This is a genomic window from Hungatella sp. L36 (genome assembly GCF_014288035.1).
Window position 1 is genome coordinate 815,627 of sequence record NZ_JACOPC010000001.1, and the last position, 25,185, is coordinate 840,811.

At 46.7% G+C, this 25,185-nt stretch carries 24 protein-coding genes and 1 pseudogene; 19 read left to right on the forward strand and 6 right to left on the reverse strand.

What is annotated here, in order from left to right:
• Window positions 1-2: 2 nt before the first annotated feature.
• A complete protein-coding gene (locus H8S80_RS03560) occupies window positions 3-2,111 on the forward strand; it encodes an aminopeptidase (protein WP_117630247.1) in 2,109 nt (702 codons plus the stop codon).
• A 203-nt stretch (window positions 2,112-2,314) separates the two neighbouring features.
• On the opposite strand, the gene H8S80_RS03565 is transcribed toward H8S80_RS03560, so the two are convergent.
• Both H8S80_RS03565 and H8S80_RS03570 read right to left on the reverse strand, forming a co-directional pair.
• Window positions 2,315-2,803 (reverse strand): hypothetical protein, encoded by a 489-nt coding sequence (locus tag H8S80_RS03565; protein ID WP_002600272.1) that lies wholly within the window; start codon window positions 2,801-2,803, stop codon window positions 2,315-2,317.
• Between the two features lie 3 nt (window positions 2,804-2,806).
• Window positions 2,807-3,004 carry a helix-turn-helix transcriptional regulator gene (locus tag H8S80_RS03570; RefSeq protein ID WP_002600271.1) on the reverse strand — a complete coding sequence of 66 codons (198 nt, stop codon included), beginning with the start codon at window positions 3,002-3,004 and terminating at the stop codon, window positions 2,807-2,809.
• Between the two features lie 265 nt (window positions 3,005-3,269).
• Between H8S80_RS03570 and purE the strand changes: the two genes are divergently transcribed.
• The 6 genes and pseudogenes from purE to H8S80_RS03600 all read left to right on the forward strand — a co-directional run.
• On the forward strand, window positions 3,270-3,788 hold the full coding sequence (purE, locus tag H8S80_RS03575; RefSeq protein WP_025529317.1) for a 5-(carboxyamino)imidazole ribonucleotide mutase: 519 nt from the start codon (window positions 3,270-3,272) through the stop codon (window positions 3,786-3,788).
• Window positions 3,789-3,875: 87 nt separating this feature from the next.
• Entirely contained in the window at window positions 3,876-4,901 is a 1,026-nt protein-coding gene (gene purM, locus H8S80_RS03580) for a phosphoribosylformylglycinamidine cyclo-ligase (RefSeq protein WP_117630248.1), read from the forward strand.
• Window positions 4,895-5,494 (forward strand): phosphoribosylglycinamide formyltransferase, encoded by a 600-nt coding sequence (gene purN / locus H8S80_RS03585; protein ID WP_055655285.1) that lies wholly within the window; start codon window positions 4,895-4,897, stop codon window positions 5,492-5,494. The genes purM and purN overlap by 7 nt, the downstream gene beginning before the upstream one ends.
• A gap of 146 nt (window positions 5,495-5,640) precedes the next feature.
• Complete coding sequence (purD, locus tag H8S80_RS03590; protein WP_117630249.1) at window positions 5,641-6,915, forward strand: phosphoribosylamine--glycine ligase; 1,275 nt, start codon at window positions 5,641-5,643, stop codon at window positions 6,913-6,915.
• A 239-nt stretch (window positions 6,916-7,154) separates the two neighbouring features.
• On the forward strand, window positions 7,155-7,595 hold the full coding sequence (locus H8S80_RS03595; protein WP_117630250.1) for an AlkA N-terminal domain-containing protein: 441 nt from the start codon (window positions 7,155-7,157) through the stop codon (window positions 7,593-7,595).
• Between the two features lie 217 nt (window positions 7,596-7,812).
• Window positions 7,813-8,083 (forward strand): annotated as a pseudogene (locus H8S80_RS03600) (methylated-DNA--[protein]-cysteine S-methyltransferase); the annotation flags it as partial.
• 172 nt (window positions 8,084-8,255) lie between these two features.
• Here H8S80_RS03600 and H8S80_RS03605 read toward each other — a convergent pair.
• On the reverse strand, window positions 8,256-9,464 hold the full coding sequence (locus H8S80_RS03605) for an ROK family transcriptional regulator (RefSeq protein ID WP_117630251.1): 1,209 nt from the start codon (window positions 9,462-9,464) through the stop codon (window positions 8,256-8,258).
• Between the two features lie 13 nt (window positions 9,465-9,477).
• On the reverse strand, window positions 9,478-11,484 hold the full coding sequence (locus H8S80_RS03610) for a DUF4838 domain-containing protein (RefSeq protein WP_147338518.1): 2,007 nt from the start codon (window positions 11,482-11,484) through the stop codon (window positions 9,478-9,480).
• A gap of 174 nt (window positions 11,485-11,658) precedes the next feature.
• Here H8S80_RS03610 and H8S80_RS03615 point away from each other — a divergent pair, with 174 nt between their 5' ends.
• From H8S80_RS03615 to H8S80_RS03640, 6 genes are all read left to right on the forward strand, one after another.
• Window positions 11,659-12,564: a carbohydrate ABC transporter permease gene (locus H8S80_RS03615; RefSeq protein ID WP_117630253.1), complete on the forward strand. Its 906-nt coding sequence runs from the start codon at window positions 11,659-11,661 to the stop codon at window positions 12,562-12,564.
• 19 nt (window positions 12,565-12,583) lie between these two features.
• Entirely contained in the window at window positions 12,584-13,423 is an 840-nt protein-coding gene (locus H8S80_RS03620; protein WP_347562413.1) for a carbohydrate ABC transporter permease, read from the forward strand.
• A 22-nt stretch (window positions 13,424-13,445) separates the two neighbouring features.
• Window positions 13,446-14,927: an ABC transporter substrate-binding protein gene (locus tag H8S80_RS03625; protein ID WP_117630254.1), complete on the forward strand. Its 1,482-nt coding sequence runs from the start codon at window positions 13,446-13,448 to the stop codon at window positions 14,925-14,927.
• 71 nt (window positions 14,928-14,998) lie between these two features.
• Complete coding sequence (locus tag H8S80_RS03630) at window positions 14,999-16,309, forward strand: RICIN domain-containing protein (RefSeq protein WP_117630255.1); 1,311 nt, start codon at window positions 14,999-15,001, stop codon at window positions 16,307-16,309.
• Between the two features lie 260 nt (window positions 16,310-16,569).
• Window positions 16,570-16,857: a hypothetical protein gene (locus H8S80_RS03635; protein ID WP_117630256.1), complete on the forward strand. Its 288-nt coding sequence runs from the start codon at window positions 16,570-16,572 to the stop codon at window positions 16,855-16,857.
• Complete coding sequence (locus tag H8S80_RS03640) at window positions 16,857-17,063, forward strand: hypothetical protein (RefSeq protein WP_117630257.1); 207 nt, start codon at window positions 16,857-16,859, stop codon at window positions 17,061-17,063. The genes H8S80_RS03635 and H8S80_RS03640 overlap by 1 nt, the downstream gene beginning before the upstream one ends.
• Window positions 17,064-17,359: 296 nt before the next feature.
• On the opposite strand, the gene H8S80_RS03645 is transcribed toward H8S80_RS03640, so the two are convergent.
• Window positions 17,360-18,187, reverse strand: a complete 828-nt coding sequence (locus H8S80_RS03645; RefSeq protein ID WP_118090513.1) for an AraC family transcriptional regulator — start codon at window positions 18,185-18,187, stop codon at window positions 17,360-17,362.
• A gap of 224 nt (window positions 18,188-18,411) precedes the next feature.
• Here H8S80_RS03645 and H8S80_RS03650 point away from each other — a divergent pair, with 224 nt between their 5' ends.
• The 3 genes from H8S80_RS03650 (at window position 18,412) to H8S80_RS03660 (ending at window position 21,283) form a co-directional block, all read left to right on the forward strand.
• The gene (locus H8S80_RS03650) at window positions 18,412-19,893 is read left to right on the forward strand and encodes a sulfatase family protein (protein WP_117630258.1); all 1,482 of its coding nucleotides are present in this window, start codon (window positions 18,412-18,414) and stop codon (window positions 19,891-19,893) included.
• An 84-nt stretch (window positions 19,894-19,977) separates the two neighbouring features.
• Window positions 19,978-20,760, forward strand: a complete 783-nt coding sequence (locus H8S80_RS03655; protein WP_117630505.1) for a helix-turn-helix transcriptional regulator — start codon at window positions 19,978-19,980, stop codon at window positions 20,758-20,760.
• A gap of 85 nt (window positions 20,761-20,845) precedes the next feature.
• Complete coding sequence (locus tag H8S80_RS03660) at window positions 20,846-21,283, forward strand: hypothetical protein (RefSeq protein ID WP_243007801.1); 438 nt, start codon at window positions 20,846-20,848, stop codon at window positions 21,281-21,283.
• A gap of 268 nt (window positions 21,284-21,551) precedes the next feature.
• Here H8S80_RS03660 and H8S80_RS03665 read toward each other — a convergent pair whose 3' ends face one another.
• Window positions 21,552-22,247 carry a Crp/Fnr family transcriptional regulator gene (locus H8S80_RS03665; protein ID WP_243006254.1) on the reverse strand — a complete coding sequence of 232 codons (696 nt, stop codon included), beginning with the start codon at window positions 22,245-22,247 and terminating at the stop codon, window positions 21,552-21,554.
• Window positions 22,248-22,325: 78 nt separating this feature from the next.
• On the opposite strand from H8S80_RS03665, the gene H8S80_RS03670 reads away from it, so the two are divergent.
• The 3 genes from H8S80_RS03670 (at window position 22,326) to H8S80_RS03680 (ending at window position 25,171) form a co-directional block, all read left to right on the forward strand.
• Window positions 22,326-22,676, forward strand: a complete 351-nt coding sequence (locus tag H8S80_RS03670; protein WP_002600260.1) for a TIGR04076 family protein — start codon at window positions 22,326-22,328, stop codon at window positions 22,674-22,676.
• A 47-nt stretch (window positions 22,677-22,723) separates the two neighbouring features.
• Complete coding sequence (locus H8S80_RS03675) at window positions 22,724-23,929, forward strand: response regulator (RefSeq protein WP_025529328.1); 1,206 nt, start codon at window positions 22,724-22,726, stop codon at window positions 23,927-23,929.
• Window positions 23,930-24,103: 174 nt separating this feature from the next.
• Window positions 24,104-25,171: an ABC transporter substrate-binding protein gene (locus H8S80_RS03680; RefSeq protein ID WP_002600258.1), complete on the forward strand. Its 1,068-nt coding sequence runs from the start codon at window positions 24,104-24,106 to the stop codon at window positions 25,169-25,171.
• Window positions 25,172-25,185 lie beyond the last annotated feature (14 nt).

Below are 25,185 nucleotides of genomic sequence, written 5' to 3' on the forward strand. Positions count from 1 at the left end.
CAATGAACGTTTGTGACAGATTCAAAGAAGAAAATGAAAGTGTGATGGAACGGTATCAGCTTTCCATGGAACGGCTCCAGGCCATCCAGAGCGAGGAGACGGTGGAAGAACCGTACCGCTCCTATTTCCGTAAGATGGCATCCTTTATCGGCATGATCGGCGATTATCGGGAAATGGTGGCAGGCGGACTGGCGGAAAACGCGCCGCTTAAGGAGTTAGAGGACTGGAACCACAGGCTTTATGAGGACATTCTTCCGGAGAATTACGAGACCAGCTATGGCAATCCGCAGTACGCTGTTTCCGCTCTGGGAGAAGAGTATGGACAGCTGCTTTCTTACCTTTATAAGGAAATCCGGGGCGATATTATCTTTGCTGCGGAAAACAGGCTGACGGATATCACCATTTTAAATGAAACACTGATTGAGATTTATAATATGTTTGAGGATACGGTTCCTTCCGCCGCCAGTATTAAGGATGTGCTCTACTGGTTTGTCAGTGATTACTGTGACTATACGGTGGCATACCGCATCCGGGAAGGTGTGGATCCCACGCTGACTTTTGCGAAGGACATCATCCTGGACAGCGATTTAAGCGACCTGCGGTATTTATACCGGTTTGGCGATTATATATCCGAATCCGAGCTGTTAGTGGCGCAGTTTATGAATTCACTTCCGGAGGAGACGGTGCGGCTTATGGCGGACACCTATACGGAAGGGTACCGGAAGGGCTTCGAGGTGATGGGGCGCGATCTGTCAAAGAAGAGCGCGGTGCAGATCCGGTATGAGCTGGGCTTTGAGCGTATGGTGAAGGCGGCAATTCAGAACTTCCGTGAGATGGGGCTGGATACGATCCTTTGCCGCTCTGCGGTGTGGTCTGTAAATCAGAAGGCGGGCAGAAAGGTGGGCTATTACGGCAGGCCGGCCAACCGCCAGTATGAGTACGATCACCGCTACGACGAGGCTATCTACTTAAACAAGGCGTTTACCGACAGGAAGGCTTCCGTTCTGCGGGTGGCCTATGAGCAGTATAAGAAAGAAGCCGCAGCCTACGCGGGTCCTGCTGTGATCGAGACCTTCGGACAGGAGGGCTTCCAGCCGGTCAATAAGCCGGAGGCCAACCGCCTGGACGCAAAACAGGAAAAGCTGAGCGCCAGGGCAGCCAATGAGACGGCTGTGATTACCAACGAATATATGCCGGGTGATGAGACCAGCTTTACGATCATCGCATTTCCGGTTCCGGAGATCGGACGCGACAGCCGCGGCGACTTAAGCCCGGAGCAGGCAAGAGAACGTTTCGAGAAGATATTCGAGGAGACCATTGCGATCAATACGCTGGATTATGAAAAGTATAAGACGATCCAGCAGACGATCATCGATGCGCTGGATGAGGCGGATTACGTGGAGGTGAAGGGAAAGGGAGACAACCGGACCGATCTGCGCGTAAGCCTGCATGAACTCGGAGACAGGGAAAAGGAGACGAATTTTGAGAACTGCGTGGCGGATGTCAACATTCCGCTGGGCGAGGTGTTCACGTCGCCGAAGCTGTCCAAAACGGAGGGGACTCTGTTTGTCGGAACGGTGTATATCGGGGATTTCCAGTTTAAGAATCTCTCCATGACGTTTGAAGATGGGATGATCAGAGAGTACGCCTGCGATAATTTTGAGAATCCGGAAGAGGGGAAGGCGCTGGTAAAACAGATGATTCTGAAGAACCACGACACGCTTCCCATGGGAGAGTTCGCCATCGGAACGAATACGACGGCGTACGCCATGGCCGGGAAATACGGAATTCTCGACAAGCTTCCGATACTGATCGTGGAGAAGATGGGACCGCATTTCGCGGTCGGCGATACGTGCTACAGCTGGGCCGAGGACAGCGCCGTGTATAATCCCAACGGCAAGGAAATTATAGCCAGAGACAACGAGATCTCCATTTTGAGGAAGGAAGATTTGTCGAAGGCGTATTTCAGCTGCCATACGGATATTACGATTCCTTATTCGGAGCTGGATACGATCGACGCGGTGCGGGCGGACGGCAGCAGGATTTCAATTATCGCCGACGGAAGATTCGTACTTCCGGGAGTGGAGGAGCTGAATGTTCCGCTGGACTGAACGTGGAACAAATTGCCGGGCCTGGGGCCTGGACTCAAAGAAATGCAGAAAATGGGAGATAAATTTGCGTTATAAATTTTAGAGCCTAAATAAAAACACAGAATATGCCGAAGGGTCAGGCCCGACGGCGTATTCTGTGTTTATTAATTTAATCCATGATCCTGATCAGATACCGCTGCCTTTTACCAGGCTGTTATAAATCCTTACATTGTTTTCTGCAGTATCATTCGAAAGATAAACAGGACCAGTACATAGACAGCCAGTATTACCAGGAGTGTCTTAAGTATAATGATACTGATGAAACCGCTGACCAGGATTCCGATGTAAAGTATGAACAGCATGGCGTAACCGGCGTAAGCCCAGCTGCGCAGCCCCAGCATACGGTTCCTCTCGTCCGTCTCATATATTTCCCGTTCTTTCTTTAAGTCTGGTTTCTTTAAATAACGGACATTTTTGATGATCGTCGCGATGGCGGCGAAAAGCAGTCCGAATCCGGTTCCCATATAGAAGCCCGGGATGAAGTCATAGTGGTCGGCGGTCATGTACAGCACAGGAATATGGTCGCCTGCCAGGAAGGAGAGGGCGATCGTGACTGCGCCCAGCACCAGAAGAAGACAGCTGGCGATGATTCTGGTCTTGCATCTCTTCTCAAAATTGATCGGATTATCAATAAATAAATTGTTCAGCAACATAGTTTATTCCTCCTCGAATAAGAATATTTCTTCAATGTTCATGTGAAAATATACTGCAATTTTGTGGGCCAGCTGGAGAGAGGCATTATACTTGCCGTTTTCCAGGGAGATGATGGTCTGTCTCGTTACGCCCAGAGCATCCGCCAGTTCTTCCTGCGTGATTCGCGATTGCTTTCTCAACTCCTGTATTCTTGTTTTCACTTACACAACACTTCCTTTTCTTTTTTAAAAGTAATGTTTCCTTTACATTTTGAGTATAGCACGCTTTACATTAAAAGTAAAGTGTATTTTACAATTTTTGTAAAGGAAGTTTTACATTATTTTATATATGAGGATTTTCAAGAAAATTATTGACGGGAACATAAAAAGCTAGTATTATAATTATAAGTAAAGACTGATTTGTAAGCTTTATATATTAATATAACTAATGAGAAACATAACCGTTAATAATGAAAGGAGATTTACTATGGCAAAGGCAGCAATTGTTATGGGTAGTGATTCCGATATGCCTGTTATGGCGCAGGCCGCGGACGTTCTTGAGAAACTGGGTGTTGATTTTGAGATTACGGTTATTTCGGCTCACAGAGAGCCTGATATATTCTTTGATTACGCGAAGACAGCAGAGGCAAGAGGAGTGAAGGTGATCATCGCGGGAGCCGGCAAGGCGGCTCATCTTCCGGGCATGTGCGCAGCACTTTTCCCGATGCCGGTTATCGGAATTCCGATGAAGACTTCCGATCTCGGCGGTGTGGATTCCCTCTATTCCATCGTACAGATGCCATCCGGTATTCCGGTTGCCACAGTTGCGATTAACGGAGGAACAAACGCGGGAATTCTTGCAGCTAAGATTCTTTCTACGTCTGACGAAGCTCTGCTCGGCAGATTAAAGGAGTATTCAGAGAATTTAAAGAACGATGTGGTGAAGAAAGCGGACAAGCTGGAGCAGATCGGATATAAGGAATATCTTGCGCAGATGAAGAAATAAGACAGAGTCACTAAGTGGAGATGACATGCATCGCACGTAAGCGCCTGAAATACAGGCGCCAAGTGCTCATAGCGAGGAGGAAGAGAAATGGATTACAAGAATGCCGGTGTGGATATTGAGGCTGGATATAAGTCAGTAGAGTTGATGAAGGAACACGTGAAGGGAACCATGAGACCGGAGGTGTTAGGCGGAATCGGCGGCTTTTCGGGAGCATTTTCCATGAGCGCATTTAAGGATATGGAGAAACCGACTCTGGTTTCCGGCACCGATGGCGTAGGTACGAAGCTGAAGCTTGCATTTCTTATGGATAAGCACAATACCGTGGGCATTGACTGTGTTGCCATGTGTGTCAACGACATTGCCTGCGCAGGCGGAGAACCTTTATTCTTTCTGGATTACATTGCCTGCGGAAAGAATTTTCCGGAAAAGATTGCTGAGATCGTCGGCGGCGTAGCGGACGGCTGCAAACAGGCCGGCGCGGCCTTAATCGGCGGTGAGACGGCCGAGATGCCGGGCTTCTATCCGGAGGATGAGTATGATCTGGCCGGTTTCGCGGTCGGTGTTGTCGATGAAAAGAACCTGATCACAGGGAAAGACTTAAAAGCCGGCGATGTGTTAATCGGCATGGCTTCTTCCGGTGTGCACAGCAATGGCTTCTCTCTCGTACGTAAGGTATTTGAGATGACAAAGGAGAGCCTTGATACGTATTACGATGAACTGGGCGGAACTTTAGGTGAGACACTGATCGCTCCGACCAAGATTTATGTGAAAGCCTTAAAGAGCGTAAAGGACAGCGGCGTTACGATCAAGGCATGCAGCCACGTGACGGGCGGCGGCTTCTATGAGAACATTCCGCGTATGCTTCCGGACGGTGTCAAAGCAGTCATCAAAAAGGACAGCTACGAGGTACCGGCGATCTTTAAGCTTCTGGCTGAGAAGGGCGGTATTGAAGAGGAGATGATGTACAATACCTATAATATGGGTATCGGCATGGTTCTGGCAGTCGATCCTTCTAACGTTGATACAGCCATGAAGGCCGTCCGTGAGGCTGGCGAGATTCCGTATGTAATCGGTTATACGGAGGCAGGAGAAAAGGGAGTGACCTTATGCTGAGAGTCGGCATTCTCGTATCCGGCGGCGGAACGAATCTTCAGGCCATCTTAGACAGGATGGACGACGGCCATCTCACCAATGTAAGCGTGGAAGTGGTAATCAGCAACAACCGCAACGCGTATGCGCTGGAACGGGCGAGGAATCATGGAATAAGGGCTGTTGCCATTTCTCCGAAGGAGTTTGAAACCAGAGAGGCGTTTAATGAGGCATTTCTGGCAAAGGTAGATGAATACAAGCTGGATTTGATCGTGCTGGCCGGTTTCCTCGTAACGATTCCGGAGGCTATGACCAGGAAATATAAGAACCGTATCATTAACATTCATCCATCTCTGATCCCCTCTTTCTGCGGCGTGGGCTATTACGGCTTAAAGGTTCACGAGGCGGCGTTAAAGCGGGGCGTAAAGGTTACCGGGGCAACGGTACATTACGTGGACGAAGGCGTGGACAGCGGCCCCATCCTTTTACAGAAGGCTGTAGAGGTGAAGGACGGGGATACGCCGGAGATTCTGCAGCGGCGTGTGATGGAAGAGGCGGAGTGGGTTATTCTGCCGCAGGCCATCCAGCTGATTGCAAACGGCCAGCCAAACAATTGACAGGATTGGAATTAATATTCCCCACCAGATGTGGTGGTCCGGATAAGAGCATGCTTCTGGACCGCCATATCAAGGATGGGGCGTTTTGGATGAAATTTAAATTTTGTAAAAGCAGACTTACTTATTAGAATATCAGGAGGCGGATGATGAAGGTACTGATTGTAGGAAGCGGCGGAAGAGAGCACGCGATCGCGTGGAAGGTGGCAAAGAGCGCGAAGGTGGATAAGATTTACTGTGCTCCGGGCAATGCGGGAATCGCTGAATTTGCAGAATGCGTGCCGATCGGCGCCATGGAGTTCGACAAAATGGCAGCGTTTGCGAAGGAACACCAGGTGGACTTAACTGTGATTGGTATGGATGATCCGCTGGTGGGCGGCATTGTGGATGTATTCGAGAAAGAAGGACTCCGCGTATTTGGACCGAGAAAGAATGCGGCAATCCTGGAAGGCTCTAAGGCATTTTCCAAGGATCTGATGAAGAAATATAAGATTCCGACGGCAGGCTATGAGACCTTTGATACCCCGGAGGCGGCGCTTCTGTATCTGGAAACGGCCGAAATGCCCATCGTATTGAAAGCGGATGGCCTCGCTCTCGGTAAAGGTGTTTTAATCTGCAATACAAGGGAAGAGGCGAAGGACGGCGTCAAGACGCTGATGCTGGATAAGCAGTTCGGCTCCGCTGGTGACCGGATCGTGGTGGAGGAGTTTATGACCGGCCGCGAAGTATCCGTGCTGTCTTTTGTGGATGGAGATACAATCAGGATCATGACTTCGGCTCAGGACCACAAGCGGGCGAAGAATGGTGACCAGGGGCTTAATACGGGCGGCATGGGAACCTTTTCCCCGAGCCCCTTCTATACGGAAGAGGTGGATGCATTCTGCCGGAAATACGTGTATCAGGCCACTGTGGACGCGATGAAAGCCGAGGGAAGACCGTTTAAGGGAATCATTTTCTTCGGTCTGATGCTTACGGAGAAGGGGCCAAAGGTCCTGGAATACAATGCGAGATTCGGGGATCCGGAGACTCAGGTCGTACTGCCTCGTATGAAGAATGATATCGTGGAAGTGTTTGAGGCCTGTGTGGACGGCACGCTGGATCAGATTCAACTGGAGTTTGAGGATAACGCGGCGGTCTGCGTTGTGCTGGCTTCCGACGGGTATCCGGAGCACTACGAAAAAGGATATCCGATCAGCGGATTTGAGAATTTTAAGGATCGTGACGGATACTACGTGTTCCACGCCGGAACGAAGTTCGACGACGAAGGCAGAATCGTGACCAACGGCGGACGTGTGCTGGGCGTGACGGCAAAGGGGGAGAATCTAAAGCTGGCGCGGGAGAATGCGTATCGGGCGACGGAGTGGATTGAATTTGGGAATAAGTATATGAGGGATGATATAGGGAAGGCGATTGACGAGGTGTAATCAATGATATGGATGACACTTGTGGTATTTGGATAAAAAAGTGCATATAACCACAATATGTGGTGGTTTTTGGCCTGGAAATGGGCTGAAATCATGGAATTTTCGGCTGTGTTTTATGGGACTGAAAATGGAAAAGTGTGGATGACATACCCCGGTTCGAGGATTTTGGACCGGGGTTTTGCTGTGTAAGGAGGAGGGATGATCGCGATAACCAAAAAAATGAAAGATAGTGGTAAGTGATGAAAATAAGGTTTATCTGCTATGGAGCAGGCTATAATAGAAAAGATGAAAATATTACAGCTTATCTGGGCTACCGTCCACCTTATCGCTGGAATGAGATACTGACATTTTTCAAAGAACATTCTATTCCAGGTATTGATCTTGTCAGAGATCATGCATATTGGAGAACCGTACATATGGAACGCATAAATAAAGAGCCTGTTTCGAGATGGGTTAAGATCAGTAACTGTGCTGTCAAGAACGCGTTAAGTATTACAATCTGCGAAACATTAGTGCCGGTTTTGCCGCAGGTCCTCGGCAGAATAAAAAATATGTTCGATCTATCCTGCGAGCCGGAAATCGTTTACAATAGCCTTTCAACCATGAATGATATTTGTCCTGGCCTTTGTGTGTTGGGAACACGTATGCCCGGTTGTTTGATCCTTTTGAAACATCGGTAAGAGCGGTTTTAGGCCAGCAAATCACTGTAAAAGCTGTAAATACACTGGCAGGCAGAATAGTTCAATCATTTGGAAGACCTGTACAGACACAAGTCGACGGCCTGACTCATATATTTGGAAGCTGGACTGCACAATATATCGCAATGCGGATAATGGCTTGGCCAGATGCGTTTCTCGAAATGGATGTCGTAATAAAGAAAGCTTTGCCGGGGTAAGAGATATTGCAAAGAAAATGGCAGATAAAATGAATAAAAAAACCATGTCGGCTCAAGCAGTGGGCGGAGCAGTGGGACTCAATCCGGTTTCAATTATCATACCTTGCCATAGAGTTGTAGGTGCGGGTGGCAGCTTGACAGGATATTCTGGTGGTATTGAGAAAAAAAATATGGCTGCTGACACATGAGGGAATGAGCATGAAACAATTTACTATTCCTAAAAAAGGGAACTGCACTTTAAGTTGTCGGGGCACTTCCGGAAGAATAGTTTAATGAGAGGCAGGCCACGTTTGACTATGAGGATTCCTTCCGTAGAATTTAATTAAATGAAGGAGGCAGCGAATAAGCGGAGTTAATTTACCTCGTTTATTCGCTGCCTCCTGATTCATTATAGGGAAGACAGATTTTGAATATCTATGGACTCTGTATAAATGACGATCGGTAATTATGGCTGCCGATAGATGAATAAACGGTCGATAGCCAAGGCAGCAGCGCCTGCCGCCGCTCTGGAGGAATCAAAATCAAGAATGTTAATTTCTTCCGTGCAGTGTTTGTCAAGAAACGTCAGCTGACTTTCAATATAGCGCTGCAGCTCATCCCGCAGAAGCGTATGCTGAAACATGCGGCTGTGAATATAAAGCTTTTGAGGATTCATAATAATTGAAATGTTTGCAATTGCAATACCCAGATAACGAACTGCGTCATGAAAAATGTGGGTAACGATCTCGTCTCCTAAACTGTATGCTGCAAGTGCCGTTTCCAGCGTTATGTCATCTTCGCTGGAGACCAGACCGTGTAATAGAGAATGGGGAGCAGTCCGATACAGGGTCCGAATCTTTTGCAGGATCCAGCTTTCGCTGGCGTAAGTCTGAAGACAACCGCTTTTTCCGCATTCACAGCGAGGGCCATCCGGATTAGAGATAGTATGTCCGATTTCACCGGATATATAGCTGCCTTGGGTCAACTGCCCGGCAGTAAAATTTGCACAGAAAATACCTACTCCAACATGGATAAATACGAAATTTTCAGGACATGTCTTATAATCGAAAAGGTATTTTTGATATGCCATGGACCGGACATTATTTTCCGCCGCTACGCCCATGTGAAGTGTTTCTTCCAGCGCATGGGCGTTAAAGTTGACCCAGTTGGAGGAAAGGGTGACCATGTGGCCATCCAGTGGATCGAGATGGCCGGGAAGGGCTACACCAATACCCGCCACTCGATCCCTGGGAACTCCGGTGTCTTCGATTAATTTCAGAACGCCCTGTTCAATCGAGATATTGACATTGATAATTTGCTCCCGCGTCGGAACGTAACTAAATTGTTTGAGAACATTTCCGGACAGGTCGGTGAGACAGAAACGGAAATGTTCAATCCCTATTTCAACTCCGATGCTGTACTTTGCATCGGCACGAATCCCCAGCATTAACCGTTTCCGGCCGGAGGCTTTTGATTCTTTATCCAGTGATTTTTCCAGTTCAGTTATGATATTATTTTCAATTAATGATGAGATGACAGTCGTCACCATAGCGGGTGAGAGACCGAGGTGCCTGGCAATCTCAGAGCGTGAAACCGGCTGGCGGCGAAAAATATACCGCAATATACGGCCGGAAGTGGTTAATCGATCAACACCTTCCCCTGTTTCCATATACATAATAAAATCCTTTCTAACGTTCTATATCCAATGAAAATCCCGTATATTTCGTTCCAACCTCCAGAACGCGGTAGACATCCAGATAAGGTTGAAATTCTGGTTCGTGCATCCGGATAAAATTCATGAAGGTATTCCATAATTCAGGAACCTCTGATACACGGCCTGCGGCTTGTGCTTCTAATGCTTTTGTAATCAGTATACAGTATTCTGTATGGTAGTCAAGTAAACTAAAAAATATTTTTCGGAATGGCTCCGCGGTATCCAGGCGCTGTCTGATATATAAATGAAATTCCCCGGAAAGAAATTGTACTTCTTTATAACGTGCGGCCTGTTCCGGGTTAAAACGCGGTCCAATGCCGTTAAAGTAATCGCAGGAAGTCAGAGAAGAAAGTTTTAATAAATACTCCTTAACCGTACTCCAGTCAGAACCGTATAGTGCAGAATAGTATTCCTCCTCCAGAATTTCAAATGAAAGATTTTTATTCCATAATGTGCGTCCCATAACGTAATTGGGGAAAGCATTCGGAAGAGCGGCACGCAGTTCCTGACAGCTTATGTATCCGTTAAGCTTGAGAGAAGAAAGCTCTTTAATATCGGAGGATATGATCCTGGCTATGTGGTGATATCCCAAGTCTCCATAGTGAGCCCTGCCCAGCGGATAATCGTAAACAAATGAATCTGTATCATACCCTGCTTTCCACGCCTCCAGGAATGCGATATTCTCTTCCAGCGTATGGGGAAGCACAATCTGGTTTCTGCGGTAAGGCATAAGATTTGGTATTGGTCCGCGGCAGGAGTAGGAACGGTTAAATGTACGGCTGATTGGTGCAAACATCAGTGTGAAACGTTCCGGATGCACAAGCTTTTGACGAACAGGGGGCCAAAGCAGTTCCTGGTAGAGCAACAGAACAATATGCGTGCTGATGCCTGACTGGACCAGCGCGCTGTCTATCTCATTTAACAGGCTGATGTACTGATCCGTCAGCGAGGTGCTTCGACAGCTGTGGCATTCACACACATTGTTGTATTCGTCGGCTAGCCAGACATGCAGATAATCGACCTCCGGATGATTCGCGGCGTATTCGGTTACACCTTTTATAAAAGCGCATTGTGCCATCGGATTGGAATAGCAGAGATTTGTATTAGAGGGAATCTCCTCCCAGAAATCTCGGACGCCGTTTACCTGGGCTAGCAGCAGCCTCTGCTCTTTGGAAGGGGCCATTTTTGCTGGTGCGCAGGCGTAAGGAATCCCCATGGCTTTTGAGGTCCAGCCATGGCCGACACGATGATGCAGAAGTCCACGGCATGCTATGGCCTGATCGATTTGGCGGCACATTTGTTCCATTTTATCCTGACTTAGAGTTTCAGCTTTGAGTAATGGATTATATTTATGTGAGTACCAGTTATTAAGAAATACCTCAGGTTCAAAGTGCTGGACAAAAAAAGAATTGCAGCCTGTTTTGGGCAGCCAATCAATAAAATCAAGAATATTCTTGAGGCTGTCGGCGCCCTCAATACAGACGCCTCTGTGTCGGAAGGAGGCGGATTCACAGACGTACACGTTGATTTCTTCCAAACGGATCTGCGGTATATACTCATGCTCAATGCCCGGCATTGGAAAACGACAGCCTAATTCGGTGAGCAGCCTGTAAACTCCCAGCAGAATGGAACGAGGGTTGGAAGCGGATATTTTTAGATGATAAGGTGTGGCTATGATTTGATACTGATCATCCAAATCATAGGAAGCCGGTGTGGCTAGATCCGGAAGGGGAATACCAAAAGTTAATTCAACCGGGATATGGCGTTCTGTTTTATCTTCCTTTAATAAAAGGTGGAAATAGTTTGAAAGTTGCTTCTGAGTGTAATCTGCAATAGGGCTTGCCGCAGCATGGATAAAATCTAAATGAATCATGAATCCTCCTTTTTCAAGCTGAACGATTTGAAATATGTTTGGTATATAAAGTAATATTCCAAAAAATAATGGGTATGAGTTTAATGGTTGAAATAATATATACGTCAATTATAAAGTAGGCTAACAGCGTTGTAAATCGAATAATTAGCTATAATGCACATAAAAAACTTGTATAAAACGCTGAAAAACTAAAAATATGTTGACATTATTTAAGAAAAGCAGTACATTGAATTTATGAAACAACAAAATATATAATTCAAAAACTAAAATTATGGAGGAGACATGTACAAAAAAAGAAGAATACGTCAATATATCTGGTGCTGGATTTTTATTTTACCGACTACGCTTTTTTATCTGGGTTTTCAAGGCTGGCCTATACTTTCCAGTATTTATTATTCTGCATTGAACTGGTCTGGAATCAGTTCGGATAAAGCGTTTGTTGGACTGGGCAATTTTAAGGAGCTGTTGTCGGATCACTGGTTCTGGAACGCATTTGCAAACAGTTTTAAATATATGTTATATTCTGTTCCCCTTTTAATTATCCTGTCTTTGTTTCTTGCTGTTCTTTTAAATGAAAAAACACTGAAAATGAGGGAAGTCTACCGCACTCTGTTTTTTCTGCCGGTTATCACGACCGCATCGATTGTAGGAATTATTATGCTGTTTATATGGAGCCCTACGGGCGCGATCAACGGAGTGTTGAGGCTTTTTGGCGAAAAACAGACGATTAATTTTTTAGGCCAGGCAAAGCTGGCACTGCCGACGGTTGCTGTAATCGGTGTTTGGAAAGATGTGGGAATTTATATGATTTACTGGCTTGCAGCCCTTCAAAGCGTTCCTCAGGATGTGGTCGAGGCCGCGAAGATTGACGGCGCGGGCAAGTGGCAGGAATTCCGCTACATAACGGTACCGATCATACTGCCGATTGGGGGAGTCATTGTCCTGTTGGCGGTAATCAACTCTCTAAAGGTATTTGATATTGTGCAGACTATGACGGGCGGAGGACCTTTTTTTGCAACAGATGTTATGGGAACTTTTGTATATCGGACTGCATATGCAAGCTCAGTCGGAATGCCGCGTCTCGGATATGCCAGTGCAGCCGCTATGCTGTTCGGCATTTGTGTTATTCTGATCGGATTTGTATTGAATACACTAAAGAGTCTGATCAGTAAGAAGCGCGTAGACTGAGGGAAGGAGTACATTAAATATGAACACGAAAATGAAACATATGGCAGGAAGAAGCGTCTTGTATATAATCCTCAGTATTTTTGCATTTGTCTGGGTTTATCCGTTTATTTGGATGATTACCGCTTCTTTTAAAACCCAGGACGAATTTTGGGGCAGTGGACTTAATATATTTCCACACAATCCAACGTTGGATAATTTTATCCGCTCATGGAACAATGCCAATTTCAGCCAGTATTTCTCAAATACAATTATCGTTACGGTAAGTTCGGTTATCATTGTGCTGTTATGTACGTCGGCTGCCGGATACGCCCTTGGCCGTTACATGTTCCCGGGGAAAAAGGTGGTCCTCGGCATATTTATGGCCAGCATTACAATACCGCTGACCTTTACAATCATTCCCATCTATGAACTGCTGAATGGTTTACATATGACAAACAGCCTGCTGGGACTCATTATTGCTGAATGCGGTGGAAGCCATATCCTGTTTTTAATGCTGTTTTCCAGCTTCTACACCTCTATTCCAAATGAGATGGAGGAGGCCGCGATTGTAGACGGCTGCGGATTTTTGCAGACGTATTTTAAAATCATGTTTCCTTTGGGAAAGCCGGTAATTGTGACGGTGGTTATCATGCAGTTTATCTGGACGTGGAACAGCTTTCTGCTTCCGTTAGTCCTTACACTGAGTAAGCCAGAACTGAGAACTCTGGCGGTGGGACTGTATGCTCTTAAGGGAGAACATGTGGTGGATTGGACTGGCATTGCAGCAGGAGCGAGTATCGCAGTTATCCCTGTTATCATCCTTTTCATCTGCCTGCAGAAATATTTTGTTGATGGTATTGCCGGCGCCGTAAAAAGCTGAGCATAAAATATAGGAGGTTACTATGAAAAAGAAGAACTTATTGAGAATCAGTATGGTATTGGCTGTAGCAGCCGGATTAACTGCGTGTACAACCAATAATACAGCAGAATCAACAGAAGCACCCAAAACCAGCACTGAGAGTACAAAGGCAGCTGCAGTAGAGGAAAAATCAGGGGAGAGCCTCGTGCTTCGGATTATGGACAGCAGCGACAGCACACAGGAACGACGTAAAGTATTTAATGAAGAATTTATGCAGCGCCATCCGGAAATTAAAATTGAATATACCATGATGTCAGGGGATCAGATGACGCAGACCTTGACTACTGCCATTAAATCCGGAGATGCTCCTGATCTGTTTGCCCTTCCAAGCGGAGTGAAATTAAGTACGGCAGTATCGGAAGGCTGGTATCAATCCATGTCTCCTTATTTGACTCGGGAGTTTATTGATTCCTTTGAAACCGGCTCTTTGAACGAAGGTGTTACCACTTTTGACGGGGAAATCTATGCGCTTCCGGAAGCGGCCAACATTGTAAATTCTCTCATGTTTTACAATAAAGATATTCTTGCAGAGGCGGGCCTTGACCCGGAAAATCCGCCAGAAACATGGTCTGATTTTGCAGATGCCTGTAAAAAGATTACAGAAGCGGGAGGCGGACAGTATTACGGCCTGATTGAAAGCGGAGCAGCGGCCGTAAGAACTGAGATTGAACTCAGGTCCTTTGCCAATCTGGCAGGTGCAAAGAGTAATTACTATGGAGTAATTACTGTCGTGGATGGAAAAAATCCTTTTGCAAGTGAAGGAATGAAGGAGGCACTGAAATTGTACGCAGAGCTGACGAAGGCTGGTTCTATTCATCCTGATTCCATCAATTTAGATGCGCCTTCTGCCCGAGCCATGTTTGCGCAGGGAAAAGCAGGATTTCTGATTCAGGGTTCCTGGTGTATCCCTACCTGGCGTGAAGAAAATCCGGATTTGAATTTTGGCGTAATGGCCCTGCCGGTTCCGGATGACGGGGCGAAAGGCGGCAATCCTTATATTGGTGCACAGCCATGGGTAGGAATATCCGCGAAGTGCCAACATCCTGAGGCAGCAGCTTTATATCTGACTGAGCTATTCGGAAAAGAATATCAGGGCAGGGTGGTATCAGATGGAGGCTTTGTATCATGTATAAAGGGTGTCAATGAAGAGGCTATGAAAGATGATGCCATGCTGGAATACTATAATTTGGCAATGTCCAGTGGAAAATTATGCCCGGATCCCCTGGCGCTGAACCCGGAAACTGCAAATGTTTATGCTAAGGTTAAGGAGGTTACTCCGAATCTGGGACAGATTATGCAGGGAGTAATGGCCGGTTCCATCAGCGATACGGATGCGGAATTAGACCGGTACTCCGAAGCTGTTGAGAAGGAATGGGAGAGTGCAATGAGTGAGGCCGGAGTAGAGAAAGTAAAATTTCAGTTTGACGATTGGGATCCAGTGAAGGATTATAACTATTCGAAATAATACGTATCACAGGGGAGTGCTAATACTTTTCAATTGATTTAAGACGCAAATATGTGCGAAGTGGAGGAAAAATGAGAAATAGCATAAAGAAATTAGTACTTAAGGGGGTATTTACTTGCCTGATGGTATGCTCACTAACCGCATTACCGGTTCAGGCAGCGGTTTCTTCCAATACAAAGGATGATAATGAATGGAATTTAGTATTTAGTGATGAATTTAATGATGATACTGTTAATGCACAGTATTGGAATCGTTATCCGGCTGCAATTGACAGCGAGGACTATTTTTTCTATGGAAGTACTCCTGAAACCGTTGTTTGCCCGGAAAATGTTTCGGTAAGTGATGGCAGCCTTCATATCCTGGCCGAAAATAATCCAATTGATCTTGGTGATGGAGTTGACCACAAGTATCGTACCGGCATTCTTCAGTCAAGGGATAAAATAGAATTGGCTTACGGACGGTTTGAGGCCAGAATAAAAATGCCGGATTTGCCGGGAAGTAATCCGGCGTTTTGGCTTATGCCCCATAAATACGAAGACGGCTTCTCTTTTATTGGTTTAAATAATTCAAAAGGAGAAGAAGGATATGGCGCCGAAGTAGATATTCTCGAGCATATCTACACGGATGGAAATGCTTATCAGTCTACGGTACATTGGGGAGGATATGAAGCCCAGCACAAAAGCTGGACAGCTTCCCCTAAACCGGTAATGGAGGGAAATCCCTATGATTGGCATATTTTCGCAGTAGAATGGACTCCTTCTTCCCTTAAATTTATGGTTGATGGAAAAGTGACGGCCGCTTACTCCGGGACAGCAGTACCGCAGGGACCTGAGTTCATAATTCTGAGCCTTGGTATGGGAGGCGGCTGGATTGGAACACCGGATGTAACGAAAATGCCTGCAGAAATGCTTGTTGATTACGTACGGGTCTATCAAAAGGATTCCTATGAGGAGCCTGAACTGTCAGACGGGACTTATACTATAAAATCGGCGTTTAGCGGAAAATATCTGGATATATCGCCGGAAGAGTCCAGTTCAAAAGTTGTTCAGATGGAGGGAAATACAGGGGATTCACAAAAATGGATTGTAACTACAAATAAAGACGGTTATAGAACAATAAAAAACAAGGCGGATGAGTCTGTGCTGGACATTTTTGGACGTCAGACAAATCCTGGTGCAGATGCAATTCACTGGAAGTATACAGGCGGAGATAATCAATTATGGACAATAGAAAAGTCAGGTGATTACTATAAAATAGTGAATAAGAACAGCAGTCTTGTTCTGGATATAGAAGGCCGTCTGACTACTGATCATGCACCTATTATTCAGTGGAATGATACAGGACATGATAACCAGCAATGGATTTTCACTATAGTGGATTAATGAATGGGCAGCCCCCCTTTTTGGTCGGGAATCCGAGAATTCGTATTGTTGTCGTTACCAAATCACACTGATAATAAGCCTTCAATATAATGGCTAAGGCTTCTCGAAGTACTGATTGTGTGACAAAAGGCATTGTATAGTGAATCTACAATAGCAATGCCTTTTGCCATACAGGAATTCCAATGGCTATGACAAAATCGTTCATCGCATACCCCGGTTCGAGGATTTTGGACCGGGGTTTTGCTGTGTAAGGAAGAGAGATGATCGCGATAACCAATAAAACATATTTTATTAGAGGAGAGGGGCTGATATCAAGAGAAATATTCCTGAAGACAAATGAAAATGGGGAACTAATTATTGGCAAGCATATTCTTATACAGATGGAAATCGGGAAAGGTGAACAAATATATATAACATATTTATATCCATCGGAAGAGGACAGGAAAAACGAGTTACGGGAATTCGTTCTGACAAAGGAAGGAATAGAGAACTTGCAGCAGGATGTGGAGTTAGAAGAGGAAGTACCACTGACAATCCCAATGAGTTAATGATTGATGCGGAAATACCTTTGGACGCTGATCTTGATGTGATATGTAAAAAGGGTAAGATACTGATTCAACAAGTTGAATCGGCAGAAATGATCATACCTAAAGAAGTATTGGAAGCGTGTTCTGAGGTGGGAATTGATTCAGAAAATATTAGGCAGTCATTGCAAACAGAGGTTATCATACCAATAACCGATAAAATTTCTTAAGTGCAAACGGCATTTAGACGAAAGAGTAGGAAATGAAAAAGTGAAAAAAGAAATATTCCGATTTTTCTATGTCCTTTATCCAATAGTAGTTTTGTTGCCTGGTATGCAGCGTTGCGATTGTCGCATGGAATAGACATCGGCTACATTGGAAATATTGTTTTCAGAAATAATCTGTCAAATTTGTTCTTTCGCTACCGGTATCATAATACTCCTTTTGATAAGAAGTGTCATAGCTATCATTTTTAGCAGAAAGGAGCCATTCTTTACCAAATTCGTAAACTATTGTACACTACCGTCTAGAAATCCGGCAGTTCAGGTATTCGGGACAGTGCAGCTTTGCGGTACTGTGACGGTGTTTGCCCTGTATGCTTTTTAAAAATGCGGCTAAAATATAGAGCATCCACATATCCGATAGCTTCGCTGGCCTCTGCCACGCCGGAGCCGGAGGCCAGCAGTTCGCAGGCGCGGGAGATCCGGATATTCATCAGGTACTGCTGTGGACTGACACCAAGCTGGCGTTTGAACAGCTGGGTGAACCAGCAGACACTCATATTACAGGAAGCAGCATATTCTGCCAGACTGCCGGGATGATCAAAATGTGTGTGGAACAGACGGACAGCCTGTTCGATTTCCCTGGTATGTGGGGCGCCCATCTCGTCATGGACAGCAATTTCTCTGGACATCAGGCAGAGAAGTTCCTTAAAACGGGAGTCTGCTATGCTATAATAATATTGCTTTTTTTGCTGCAGCTCCTGAATGATCGTATTAAATATCTGGGGAAAGATATCGCGGGATTTTGGATAATAAATACGTTTTGAAAACAGGTTCAGATTCTCCAGTTCCCTTGGAACATCATTTCCGGTAAAATGGATCCAGTATGCATCGGGTGTATCTGCACTGTCATAGTGATAGAACTGCGGTTCATTGGGATGATAGAAGATCATTTGTCCTGCAGATAACTTCTGCTCTTTCCCATGGAGCATATAATAGGCCAGGCCGGAATGGACATAGAGGAGCTGATAATCTCTTCGCCCTTCCGGCCGGGCAGTAGAGATTATCCCCTGATTCGCAACGACTATGTGTCCGCAGGCAGTGACCATGAGAGGCCGCTCTGTCCGCGGCATATCGATTTCTCCTACTGGGTAGATGTGTCCGGCCACCTGAAACATAGGTATAGTCCCCCTTTTCTGATCTGAAATCCACAATTTATATTTTTGTATTAAATTATATCATGCTAGTAACGATTAGTCCATAAATCAAAAGTAATCATATATAGACGGAACCGGGAAATGACTTTAATATATAGCTATAGGTTTATCATAAAAATAAAGAGGAGAAGGAATATATTATGAGTCAAAAAGTACCACGTAATGTAGTTATTGTCTATGCAGATGACTTGGGATTCGGTGATTTAAGCTGTTACGGCAGCCATCAGATTTCAACTCCAAATATTGACCGTCTATGTGAAAATGGTTTGAAATTTACCAATGCATATTCGACCTGTGCAGTCTGCACACCGTCCCGATACAGTATTCTGACTGGCTGCTATCCGTTCCGCAACAAGGAGGCCCATATCCTGCCGGGTGATGCCAGCTGCATCATTGGTCCGAAAACTGATACCATAGCCAAAGCATTTAAACGGGTCGGATACCATACCGGCGCGATAGGCAAATGGCATCTGGGATTAAGCGACGGCTCCAGCCCGATTGACTGGAATAAAGAGATTAATTATACTCCGTTAGACTGCGGATTTGATGAATCCTTTATTTTTCCGGCGACAGCAGACCGTGTTCCATGTGTATATCTGGAAGGGCGCTCGGTTGTAAACCTGGATCCGGATGACCCGATTGAGGTTTCCTATGCTAAGGAATGTCCGTTTGAAGACATTTCAACCTGTCATAAGAATCCGGAACTACTGAAGATACATTCTTCAAAGGGGCATGATATGAGCATCATAAATGGAATCGGCCGAATCGGCTACATGCGGGGCGGTGAAAAGGCAGTCTGGAAGGATGAAGAACTTGGTGAGACCTTCCTGAATCGTGCATGTAAGTTTGTGAATGACTGTCATGAGAATGACCAGCCGTTCTTCCTGTATTATGCCCTGCATCAGCCGCATGTACCACGTGTACCGGCACCGCGTTTCTTGGGAGCTACAAAACTTGGAGTACGCGGGGATGTGATAGTTGAGATGGACTGGTGTGTTGGTGAATTCATGAAGGAGTTAGAGCGTCTGGGAATTCTGGATGAAACCATGATCATTTTCTCCAGTGACAACGGGCCTGTGCTGGATGACGGATACAGGGACCGTGCATATGAACTGACCGGAACCCACCGTCCGTCCGGACCGCTGCGCGGCGGGAAATACAGCAAGTTTGACGGCGGTACACGGATTCCCTTTATAGTAAGCTGTCCCGGAATTGTGCATAAGGGGGTTTCTCAGGCGCTTGTCAGCCAGGTGGACCTTTTTACATCCTTTGCCAGTGCATTGGGGTATGAGTTCGCAGAAGATGCTGCGGCAGACAGCCAGGATGTATATGAAGCTCTGATTGGCGAAGACCCAGTGGGCAGAAAAGAACTGATGGTGGAAGATGTCGGATGCGGAAAGATGCTTCGTCGCGGTAACTGGGCATATCTTTCTCCAAGCGAGGGCAGTCCGTTCATGGCAGATGTCAGCATTGAGACCGGCGTATCAAAGGATCCGCAGCTATACAATATGGAGTATGATATTGGCCAGCAGCAGAATATTGCATATGCTTATCCCAAAGTGGTATGCGAGATGGAAGCACGCATTCAGGAAATTATGAAGAGTGCGCGGACAAGAACATAGCAAATAAGTTTGAAACAAAGAAGCGACAGTGTTCGAGCAGGCATAATCACCCATATGCTTGACAAAAACAAGGAGCAGACCGCCATGACAACAATTTGCACAATGCCGGACCACATTTTTTTAGACACAGAATACAAGCAGCCGGCCATACACCAGCATCTCGCAAAGCACATCATTATTTCCCTGTCGGATGATCTGACTGTGACGTTTGAGGGCGAGCGAAAGGCCGTGTGTAAGGGGATTATGATTGATGCCAACGTGCCGCATACCGTGGCGGGCAGAGAGAACCGGATGCTGGTTTTTCTGATTGATGCCACAAGCACGGTGGCACGGAATATGAACCATGATCCGTTGGCGGGAGAGCCCTTTAAAGTGATAGACGGACGGATCGTCGAACAGATCCGCGAAGCGTATAAGGCCTGTCTGCCGGATCGTTTTGAATCGGAATATGCGGAGTTTTCGGAATTCGTTTTTTGCCGGCTGTCCTTAAATGGAAAAAGTACCATAATTCCCGATCCCAGAGTACAGACAGCCCTCGGCTTTATATCGCAGTCTGCGGATATAGACGGCGCCATGATATCCCGGCTGTGTGAGAACGCGCATTTATCGCAGAGCCGTTTTTCCCACTTGTTTAAAGAGCAGACGGGAGTGTCACTCAACAGTTACCTGACGCTGGCGAAATTGCGCAAGGCCTATCAGCTGATGCTGGAAGGGGAGACGATCACCGCGGCGGCGATGAATGCGGGATTCGGAACACCGTCCCATTTTTCAGCCGCCAGCAGAAAATACCTTGGTATAGCCGCCAGCGATATAACGGGACGGTGTAATGTGTATGATATAAAATGTCAGCGTCTATTTGAAAGCTAATCAATCCCGGATCTATTACAATGAGGACATGGAGGAAAACAATATTTTCTGGAATCCATGTCTTTATTTTTAGGGAGGTGATGGCTTGAAAGCAAGCGAATTTTCATTTAAGAAAGGGCTGTATCATTTGAATCCACAGCCGAATTTCAATTTTCAGTTAAACCGGGTCATAATGTGGGACGGCGGGCGTTTGGAGGATGTTCAGAAAGCAGGCTCCAGGATTACAGACAGCCAGAGCTGGAAGCATGAACTGACACGGATGGCCCAGGAGGCCGAGAGCGAGGGACGCACAGAAAACGCAATTGCTTACTACCGAATGAGCGAGTTCTTTATGTATGACGGCGACCCGGACAAAATTGCGGCTTATACCAGGGCGGCCAATCTGTTTTACGATTTCTACGCAGAGTATTTTACGAGCGGTGAAGTGCAGCTTTTTCATGTACCTTATGAGGACGCTGTGCTGGCAGGATATTCTTATCCTGGGGGCCTCGCAGGATCACTTTGTCGACTATCGCACGGTTGACAAGCTGATCCGGATGCTCACCAATGTCCGCTCGCTGACCTTCCGCCTCATGACGGAAGCGGAACAGGCGAGCAACCACTGTAATTGCGGAAACAGCAGGCTGGTTTTAGATACTGTGACGGACTGGATTTTCATGATGAAGCGGAAACGATGAAAATAAAACCTGACTTTCTTGTAATGTCGTAATAAAAAATTTCTTTGTGTATATTTGTATACAGAAAAATCTCCCGCCTTCCGATATACTGATACCAGGAAAGGGGAGATCAGATTATGATTTTAATGTTTCCTGAGAGCAGTAAGCTTCCAGGGCCTGTGGGTTGATGATTTCGATCCATTTGCGGTGTGAGACGATGATCTGCTCATCCCGCAGGCGCGAGAGATTGCGGGCGGCGTTTACGCGCGTTACCGTGAGGATCTCCGCGATATTTTCCTGGGTCAGACTGATGCGGCGGCCGTTTTCTTCCGGGGAATTCTGGGAGAAAAGGTAGAGTAAGTTGCACAGCTTTAAAAAGGAATTATTGTAATCCTGATGGGCGCTCTCGTACAGGAGTAAATTGATGTAGGAGGCATTCCAGTCCAGCGTCCGAAGCGTCAGCTCCTTATTCTCACAGATCATCTGAAGAAAGTATTCATTTGGGAAGCACAGGGTTTCCATGTCGGATAAAGCGATCGTGGATATGGAGTGTTCTATTTTAAAAACGGACCGGTGACTGCCTGGGAATACGGTGCCGGCACTGTGCAGGGATGAAATCTTGCGGGAGCCGTTTTCATGCTCCAGAACCGTTAAGGCGATGCCGGATATGATGTAGTAGACGTGAGTCACGGGTTCACCGGGATTCCAAAGACAGTCATTTTTACGAAATGTCTTTCTGGTATGGGGCTGTGTGAGAAAATACTCATAAAAATCAGTATAGTCATTGGAAAAGTAGTAGCGGGGAATCAGCATTGGCACACCTTCTTTCATGGATATGGGTCCATCATACCATAAACGGAGGAGGGCGGCAATGGATTGTCCTGCCAGACAGAAAGGAAGGAATTTGATATGAAAAAATGCAGAATAACAATCTTAAAAACAACTCTGGATAAGGAACTGGCGGAGGAATACGGTGTTCCCGGGCTTAAGGCCTGCCCGCTGATGCAGGAGGGCCAGGTGTTCTGGGCCGATTATGCGAAGCCGGAAGGCTTTTGCGACGAGGCGTGGAAGGCGATTTACCAATATGTGTTTGCACTTTCCCACGGCGCAGGGGACGGGCTGTTTTATTACGGCGACTGGATTCGGAAGCCGGGAGTGGCCATATGCAGCTGCAATGACGGCCTGCGCCCTGTGATATTCAAAGTGGAGGCGACCGATGAGGAGTCGGAGGTTTACATTTCAGGGGGAAAGGGTGTATGATAAAACAAGAATGATATGGGGCGGAAGGATGCCGGAAGGGGTGTGCGATGGCGTACAGGGTGTTGGTAGCAGATGATGAATACATAATCAGGAGGGGGATTATCCGCTTCCTCCGCAAGTATGAAGAGATGGAAATCGTGGCGGAGGCAGAGGATGGGGAGGTAGCCAGGGAATTCATTGAAAATCAGGAGATAGACGTGGCCTTCGTGGACATCAATATGCCCTTCTTAAACGGCCTGGGATTTATCCGGCAGCTGAAGGAGATAAGCCCGAAGACGGTGGTAGTCATCATAACCGGGTATGACGATTTTGAGTATGCGCGGGAGGGAATCCGGCTGGGCGTGTTTGAATACCTCTTAAAGCCTGTGATGGAACAGCCCTTTGACGAGATGATCCAGAAGGTCTTAGGCAAGCTTCGGGAGGATAAGGCTGCTAAGGACTATCTGGAATGGGCCAGGCAGACGCTGAAACAGAATATGGACATGCTGACTGCGGATTTTCTGGAAAAATGGCTGGACGGCCACTATTCCGCCGAGGAGGCCGAGGAACGCATCCGGTATCTGGGACTGGAATTTCCCGAGGAGTTTCTTCTGGTCTATGTGCATCTGCAGTACCGGGACATGGCGCAGATCGACGGGCAGTGGGACGATGACCTGCTCTATTACGCCGCGCGCAATATCTGTAATGAGATCTACAATGAACTGCAGGGGATCACGACGCTCAGGAACGATTCAGGTGACCTGATAGCCATTACGGCTGACTGCGCGGATTCGGAGGAGAAAAAACGGAAATTTTCGCAGGTCTTGGAGGAAATTCTGCCGGTCAAGGCATTGATCATGCAGAGGAAGGGATACGGGCATGAGACATTTCCGGAGGTGTGCAGGGCGCTGTCGGAGGAGATCGGCCAGCTGAAGGGATGCTCGTCGGCCGTGCAGAGCGTGAAGGATGTGATCGAGAAGCATTATATGGAAGCGGAATTTTCCCTTCAGGACGCGGCGGAGGAGATGCATCTGTCTCCCCAGCATCTAAGCAGGATGTTTCACAAGGAGATGGGAATCACCTTTATTGACTATCTGACCCGGGTGCGGATACGAAAGGCCATCGGGCTGCTCTATCAGGACGATTTAAAGATGTACGAGATCGCAGAGAACGTGGGCTATGCGACGCAGCATTATTTCAGCAATGTGTTCAAGAAAAACATGGGAGTCAGCCCGGCAGAGTACCGGAAATCCATAAAAAATACGAATTTATAATATTTTAATTTCAATATGTGATATTTTAGCACGTGTCAGGAGAGGCCTCCGGATGCGTGCTAATTTTTTGTATGTTCCTCCCTTTTTATTGTAAATACTTTTTTGCGCAGTTTTACTACAATAGATACATAACAAAGGGAAAGAAAACCCGGGAAAATGAAGGAGGAAATGGTAATGAGAAAGAAAACATGGAGTCTGGTTTTATGTGCGGCAATGGCGGCGTCAATGATGGCAGGGTGCGGAGCAAAGCAGGAGACAGCGGCCACAACGGCAGCCACGACGGCGGCTCCGGCAGCGGATACGGCAGCGGCAGCGACCACAGCTCCGGCGGCTGAAGCAGCGAAACCGGAGAGTAAGGGCAATGATAAACTGGTAGTCGGTTTTGCACAGATCGGACAGGAATCCGGCTGGAGAGACGCGGAGACGGCTTCCATTCAGTTTTATGCAGGACAGAATTTAGATACGATTGATTTAAAGTTTGCAGATGCGCAGCAGAAGCAGGAGAACCAGATCAAGGCCATCAAGTCCTTTATCGATATGGGCGTAGACGTAATCGGCCTGGCGCCGGTGGTTGAGACCGGATGGGACGCGGTATTTACGGAGGCAAAGGACGCGGGAATCCCCATCGTGCTGGTAGACAGAAAAGCGGACGTGGACGAGAGCTTATATGAGACCTTTATCGGTTCCGACTTCATCGAGGAAGGCAAAAACGCAGCGATTGAGATGTCCAATTTACTGGGCGGCGAAGGCAAGATTGTGGAGCTGGAAGGAACCGTCGGCGCATCTGCGGCCAATGACAGAAAGAAAGGCTTTGACGACGAGATCGCCGCAAACCACACGGGCATCGAGATTCTGGAATCCCAGACCGGCGACTTTACAAGAGCCAAGGGCAAGGAAGTTATGGAATCCTTCTTAAAGACATACGGCGATCAGATCAAGGGCGTCTATGCACACAACGACGATATGATGTTAGGCGCGATCGAGGCCATCAAGGAAGCCGGATTTAAGCCGGGTGTTGACATCAAAACCGTGTCTGTGGACGGCGTAAAGGGATTATTCGAAGCGATGGCGGCCGGTGAGGCGAATGTGACGGTTGAATGCAATCCTCTTCTGGGCGAGCAGTTCTTTACCACCTGCATGAAGTTAAAGAATGGAGAGCCTGTTGAGAAATGGGTAAAATCCGATGAAGGCATCTATCGCCAGGATACGGCGGCAGCAGATCTGCCAAACCGTAAGTATTAATCGATACCATTTGA

Coding starts and splice junctions, on each gene's coding strand:
- H8S80_RS03560 (WP_117630247.1), top strand. CDS start 3: ATGAACGTTTGTGACAGATTCAAAGAAGAAAATGAAAGTGTGATGGAA.
- H8S80_RS03565 (WP_002600272.1), bottom strand. CDS start 2,803: ATGTTGCTGAACAATTTATTTATTGATAATCCGATCAATTTTGAGAAG.
- purE (WP_025529317.1), top strand. CDS start 3,270: ATGGCAAAGGCAGCAATTGTTATGGGTAGTGATTCCGATATGCCTGTT.
- purM (WP_117630248.1), top strand. CDS start 3,876: ATGGATTACAAGAATGCCGGTGTGGATATTGAGGCTGGATATAAGTCA.
- purN (WP_055655285.1), top strand. CDS start 4,895: ATGCTGAGAGTCGGCATTCTCGTATCCGGCGGCGGAACGAATCTTCAG.
- purD (WP_117630249.1), top strand. CDS start 5,641: ATGAAGGTACTGATTGTAGGAAGCGGCGGAAGAGAGCACGCGATCGCG.
- H8S80_RS03595 (WP_117630250.1), top strand. CDS start 7,155: ATGAAAATAAGGTTTATCTGCTATGGAGCAGGCTATAATAGAAAAGAT.
- H8S80_RS03605 (WP_117630251.1), bottom strand. CDS start 9,464: ATGTATATGGAAACAGGGGAAGGTGTTGATCGATTAACCACTTCCGGC.
- H8S80_RS03615 (WP_117630253.1), top strand. CDS start 11,659: ATGTACAAAAAAAGAAGAATACGTCAATATATCTGGTGCTGGATTTTT.
- H8S80_RS03620 (WP_347562413.1), top strand. CDS start 12,584: ATGAACACGAAAATGAAACATATGGCAGGAAGAAGCGTCTTGTATATA.
- H8S80_RS03625 (WP_117630254.1), top strand. CDS start 13,446: ATGAAAAAGAAGAACTTATTGAGAATCAGTATGGTATTGGCTGTAGCA.
- H8S80_RS03630 (WP_117630255.1), top strand. CDS start 14,999: ATGAGAAATAGCATAAAGAAATTAGTACTTAAGGGGGTATTTACTTGC.
- H8S80_RS03635 (WP_117630256.1), top strand. CDS start 16,570: ATGATCGCGATAACCAATAAAACATATTTTATTAGAGGAGAGGGGCTG.
- H8S80_RS03640 (WP_117630257.1), top strand. CDS start 16,857: ATGATTGATGCGGAAATACCTTTGGACGCTGATCTTGATGTGATATGT.
- H8S80_RS03645 (WP_118090513.1), bottom strand. CDS start 18,187: ATGCCGCGGACAGAGCGGCCTCTCATGGTCACTGCCTGCGGACACATA.
- H8S80_RS03650 (WP_117630258.1), top strand. CDS start 18,412: ATGAGTCAAAAAGTACCACGTAATGTAGTTATTGTCTATGCAGATGAC.
- H8S80_RS03655 (WP_117630505.1), top strand. CDS start 19,978: ATGACAACAATTTGCACAATGCCGGACCACATTTTTTTAGACACAGAA.
- H8S80_RS03665 (WP_243006254.1), bottom strand. CDS start 22,247: ATGAAAGAAGGTGTGCCAATGCTGATTCCCCGCTACTACTTTTCCAAT.
- H8S80_RS03670 (WP_002600260.1), top strand. CDS start 22,326: ATGAAAAAATGCAGAATAACAATCTTAAAAACAACTCTGGATAAGGAA.
- H8S80_RS03675 (WP_025529328.1), top strand. CDS start 22,724: ATGGCGTACAGGGTGTTGGTAGCAGATGATGAATACATAATCAGGAGG.
- H8S80_RS03680 (WP_002600258.1), top strand. CDS start 24,104: ATGAGAAAGAAAACATGGAGTCTGGTTTTATGTGCGGCAATGGCGGCG.